Source organism: uncultured Frigoribacterium sp. (genome assembly GCF_963515265.1).
GTDB lineage: Bacteria > Actinomycetota > Actinomycetes > Actinomycetales > Microbacteriaceae > Frigoribacterium.
The window spans coordinates 1-4,978 of the sequence record NZ_CAUPYL010000188.1 but is presented as its reverse complement, the minus strand read 5'-3'; the positions used below and the strand labels follow the sequence as shown (position 1 = coordinate 4,978).

Sequence of the window (4,978 nt, the reverse complement as noted above, 5' to 3'; positions counted from 1 at the left end):
GCACCTCGTCGTGCTCGACACGGTGCTGCCGGGGCGCGCGGCCGTCTCGGTGGGCGACCTCGACACGGCCGACGACGTGAGCGTGCTGGTCCCCGGCATGTTCTTCACCGTCGGCAGCCAGCTCGTGGACTGGACGGACACGGCCGGTGAGCTCTACGACGAGCAGACGTCGTGGACCTACCTCCTGGCGCGCGCTGACGGGGACGGGCTCGACCAGGTCGCCGTCGTGGCGTGGCTCGGCTACCGCACCCCCGACCTGACCAACGTCTACGGGCTCGACCTCGCCCGGGCCGGGGCCGACCGCCTCGAGGACGCGATCACGGGACTCGACGCGGCCCGCGCCTCCTCGCCGGCCAGGGTCACGGTCGTGGCTCACTCGTACGGGTCGACGACGGCCACGCTGGCGCTGTCGTCCGGGGACGTGTCGGTCGACTCCCTGGTGCTGCTCGGCTCGCCCGGCAGCGTCGTCCCGGCCGCGTCGATGCTGGACGTGACGGGGGACGACGTCTACGCGGCCGCGGGCAGCTTCGACCCCGTCGCCGGCAGCGCGTACTTCGGCGCCGACCCCGGCACGGCCGGCTTCGGCGCCGTTCTGCTGCACACCGGGGGAGGCGCGGACGGCTACACGGGACGTGCGCTCGCCGCCGCCCTCGGACACAACTCCTACCTCGTGCCCGGCACCGAGACGATGCGGAGCACCGCCCTGATCGGGCTCGGCCGCGGCGACCTCGTCGACGGCGAGCCCGGCGACCCGCGTCCGGTCGCCCCCGAGGCTCCCGACCTCTCGCTCGTGCGGCCGCAGGACCTGTACGTCCGCGACTGAGCCCCGGCCGCGCCGCCCCGTAAGATCGTCGGGTACCCCCAGCCGCGGTACCCCAGACGAACCACGTGACGGAGCAGCATGTCTGAAATCACGCGCGAACAGGTGGAGCACCTCGCAGGTCTCGCCCGCATCGCCCTCACCCCCGACGAGATCGAGACCATGACCCGGGAGCTCGGGCAGATCGTCGACAACGTCGCCAAGGTGTCCGAGGTCGCGACCGACGACGTCCCGGCGACCAGCCACCCGATCCCGTTGACGAACGTCTTCCGCGACGACGTCGTCGGCGAGACCCTCACCGTCGAGCAGGCGCTCTCGGGCGCGCCCGACCACGACGGCTCGCGGTTCCGCGTGACCGCCATCCTGGGAGAGGAGCAGTAGCCGTGGCCGACGCCTCCTCGATCATCCGCCTCAGCGCGGACGACCTCAGCACCCGACTCGCCTCGCGCGACGTCTCGTCCGTCGAGGTCGTCCAGGCGCACCTCGACCGCATCGCCGCCGTCGACGGCGACGTGCACGCGTTCCTGCACGTCAGCGACCAGGCCCTGGCCACGGCCGCCGACGTCGACCGCCGCCGCGCAGCCGGCGACGCGATGGGCCCCCTCGCGGGCGTGCCCATCGCCGTGAAGGACGTGCTCTGCACCATCGACATGCCGTCCACCTCGGGCAGCCGCATCCTCGAGGGCTGGGTGCCGCCGTACGACGCGACCGTCGTCGCGAAGCTGCGCGCCGCCGACCTCGTGCCCCTCGGCAAGACCAACATGGACGAGTTCGCGATGGGCTCGTCGACCGAGTTCTCCGCCTACGGCCCGACGCACAACCCGTGGTCGCTCGACCGCGTGCCCGGCGGCTCCGGCGGCGGCTCGGCCGCGGCCGTCGCCGCCTTCGAGGCGCCCCTGGCCCTCGGCAGCGACACCGGCGGCTCGATCCGCCAGCCGGGCGCCGTCACCGGCACGGTCGGCGTCAAGCCCACCTACGGCGGCGTCAGCCGCTACGGCGCCATCGCCCTGGCGAGCTCGCTCGACCAGGTCGGCCCCGTCAGCCGCACCGTGCTCGACTCGGCGCTGCTGCACGACGTCATCAAGGGCCACGACCGCCGCGACTCCACGTCGCTGCGCGACGAGTGGCCGTCGTTCGCCGACGCCGCCCGCCGCGGCCTGGCCGGCGGCGCCCTGCAGGGCGTGCGCATCGGCGTCGTCCGGCAGCTCGCCGGCGAGGGCTTCCAGGCCGGCGTCAAGGCGCGCTTCGCCGAGGCGCTCGACCTGCTCACCGGCGCCGGCGCCGAGGTCGTCGAGATCGACGCCCCGAGCTTCGAGTACGCGATCAGCGCCTACTACCTGATCCTCCCCGCCGAGGCCTCGAGCAACCTCGCGAAGTTCGACTCCGTGCGCTTCGGCATGCGCGTCGTGCCCGAGGGCCGCGGCACCGTCGAGGACGTCATGGCCGCCACCCGAGAGGCCGGCTTCGGCCCCGAGGTGAAGCGCCGCATCATCCTCGGCACCTACGCGCTGAGCGCCGGGTACTACGACGCCTACTACGGCAGCGCCCAGAAGGTGCGCACGCTCGTGCAGCGCGACTTCGCGGCCGCGTTCGAGAAGGTCGACGTGCTCGTCTCGCCGTCGGCGCCGACCACGGCGTTCCCGCTCGGCGAGAAGCTCGACGACCCGCTGTCGATGTACCTGAACGACCTCACGACCATCCCCGCGAACCTCGCCGGCGTGCCCGGCATCACGGTCCCGATGGGGCTCGCCGACGAGGACGGCCTGCCGACGGGCCTGCAGTTCATGGCTCCCGCCCGCGAGGACGCGCGTCTCTACACCTACGGCGCCGCCGTCGAGCAGCTCCTCGAGCAGGGCTGGGGCCACACTCTCATCTCGCGTGCGCCCGACCTGAGCAGCACCGAGCAGACCGCCGCCACCGAGGGAGTCATCTGATGGCCAAGGCAGACCTGATGGACTACGACGAGGCGCTCGCCCGCTACGAGGTGGTCCTCGGCTTCGAGGTGCACGTCGAGCTCGGCACCAAGACCAAGATGTTCTCCGACGCGCCGAACTTCTTCGGCGGCGAGCCGAACACGAACGTGACGCCGGTCGACCTGGGGCTGCCCGGCTCGCTGCCGGTGGTCAACGAGCAGGCCGTGACCTACTCGATCAGCCTCGGGCTCGCCCTCGGCTGCTCGATCGCCGAGAGCTCGCGCTTCGCCCGGAAGAACTACTTCTACCCGGACAACCCCAAGAACTACCAGGTCAGCCAGTTCGACGAGCCGATCGCGTTCGAGGGCGAGGTCGAGGTCGAGCTGCCCGACGGCACCGTGTTCCACGTGCCGATCGAGCGGGCGCACATGGAGGAGGACGCCGGCAAGCTCACGCACGTCGGCGGCTCGACCGGTCGCATCCAGGGCGCCGAGTACTCGCTGGTCGACTACAACCGCGCGGGCATCCCGCTCGTCGAGATCGTCACGAAGCCGATCATCGGCGCGGGCGCCCTCGGCCCCGAGCTCGGCGCTGCGTACGTCTCGACGATCCGCGACATCGTCCGCAGCCTCGGCGTCAGCGAGGCGCGGATGGAGCGGGGCAACCTGCGCTGCGACGCCAACGTGTCGCTCCGTCCGCACGGCCAGGTGGAGCTGGGCACGCGCACCGAGACGAAGAACGTCAACTCGTTCCGCTCGGTCGAGCGCGCCGTCCGCCACGAGATCCAGCGCCAGGCGGCGATCCTCGCCGCGGGCGGGACGATCACGCAGGAGACCCGGCACTGGCACGAGGACACCGGGCGCACCTCCGCCGGGCGCCCGAAGAGCGACGCCGACGACTACCGGTACTTCCCGGAGCCCGACCTGCTGCCGGTCGTCCCGTCGCGCGAGCTCGTCGAGCAGCTCCGCCTGGCCCTGCCGGAGGCGCCGGTCGCGATGCGTCGCCGTCTCAAGGCCGAGTGGGCCTTCGCCGACCAGGAGTTCCAGGACGTCGTCAACTCGGGCCTCCTGCAGGAGCTCGTCGACACCGTCGCCGCCGGCGCGTCGCCCCAGGCGGCCCGCAAGTGGTGGACCGGCGAGATCGCCCGCACCGCCAACGCGGCCGGCGTCGAGCCGTCGTCGCTCGTGTCGCCCCTGCACGTCAGCGAGCTGATCGCCCTCGTCGAGTCCGGCGAGCTGACCGACCGTCTCGCCCGTCAGGTGCTCGAGGGCGTCGTCGCCGGCGAGGGCTCGCCCGCCGAGGTCGTCGCCTCGCGCGGCCTCGCGGTCGTCTCGGACGACGGCGCGCTCATCGCCGCCATCGACGAGGCGCTCGCCCAGCAGCCCGACGTGCTGGCGAAGATCCGCGACGGCAAGGTCCAGGCGGCCGGTGCCGTCATCGGCGCCGTCATGAAGGCGATGAAGGGCCAGGCGGACGCCGCGCGCGTCCGCGAGCTCGTGCTCGAGAGGGCACAGGCCTGACCACCCGTCTCGACACCGCAGAGGCGGCCCGGTCACGATGACCGTGCCGCCTCTGCTCCGTGCCGCCGCGCCGATGGGCCTCGCCCTCGCCGCGGCGGCGCTCGTCCTGGTGACCGCCTCGCAGCTGCTGCCCGAGCGCGTGGCTGTGGTCCACCTCCGGGACGGGGCCACGGGGCTGGCGGCGAGCCGGTCCGACCTCGTGCTGATCGCCTCCTCGCTGCTCGTCGGCCTCGTGCTGGCGTGGCTGGTCACGGCCGTCGCGCTCGCGTGGACGCCGGCGCGGCACCTGCTCGTGCCGCACGCCGCCCACTGGAAGGCGGCGTCCCGCCGCCGCGAGCTGCGGCTGCGCCTGGCCCGCTGGGCCGCCCGCGCCTTCGCGGCCGCGGTCTGGTTCGTGACGGCCCTCGTCGTCCTGGCGATCGGCGGACAGAGCGGGGGGCCGATGTCGGCCTGGTGGCTGCCGCTCGTCGTCTCGGGTCTCTACGTCGTCGTCGTGCTCGGCGGCTTCGCCTGGGCGTTCGGGCTCGGCTTCCGACCGGACGAGTCCGCTCGCTCTCGGGCTCCGGCTCCGGCGGCGGCCCCGGCACGATCGGGGGCTGCCGCCTCGTCGTCGTCGTCGCCGAAGCCCGCTCCGGCCCGGCGTGCCGACCCTGCGTCACGTCCCACCGCGCCTGCCGACCGTCCCGGGGCCAGGGCAGGGCACGGCTCCGCCACGGGTCCCGCCG

5 protein-coding genes are annotated in these 4,978 nt (G+C 73.5%); all 5 read left to right on the top strand.

Annotation, left to right across the window (positions count from 1 at the left end):
- On the top strand, nucleotides 1–823 hold an 823-nt coding region (locus RWM17_RS12180; RefSeq protein WP_314104037.1), incomplete at its 5' end, for an alpha/beta hydrolase.
- 78 nt (nucleotides 824–901) lie between these two features.
- A complete protein-coding gene (gene gatC / locus RWM17_RS12175) occupies nucleotides 902–1,201 on the top strand; it encodes an Asp-tRNA(Asn)/Glu-tRNA(Gln) amidotransferase subunit GatC (protein ID WP_123548173.1) in 300 nt (99 codons plus the stop codon).
- Between the two features lie 2 nt (nucleotides 1,202–1,203).
- Complete coding sequence (gatA, locus tag RWM17_RS12170) at nucleotides 1,204–2,754, top strand: Asp-tRNA(Asn)/Glu-tRNA(Gln) amidotransferase subunit GatA (protein WP_314104035.1); 1,551 nt, start codon at nucleotides 1,204–1,206, stop codon at nucleotides 2,752–2,754.
- Nucleotides 2,754–4,253: an Asp-tRNA(Asn)/Glu-tRNA(Gln) amidotransferase subunit GatB gene (gene gatB, locus RWM17_RS12165; RefSeq protein ID WP_314104034.1), complete on the top strand. Its 1,500-nt coding sequence runs from the start codon at nucleotides 2,754–2,756 to the stop codon at nucleotides 4,251–4,253. Before gatA ends, gatB begins: the two co-directional genes overlap by 1 nt.
- Before the next feature lie 43 nt (nucleotides 4,254–4,296).
- On the top strand, nucleotides 4,297–4,978 hold a 682-nt coding region (locus RWM17_RS12160; RefSeq protein ID WP_314104033.1), incomplete at its 3' end, for a hypothetical protein.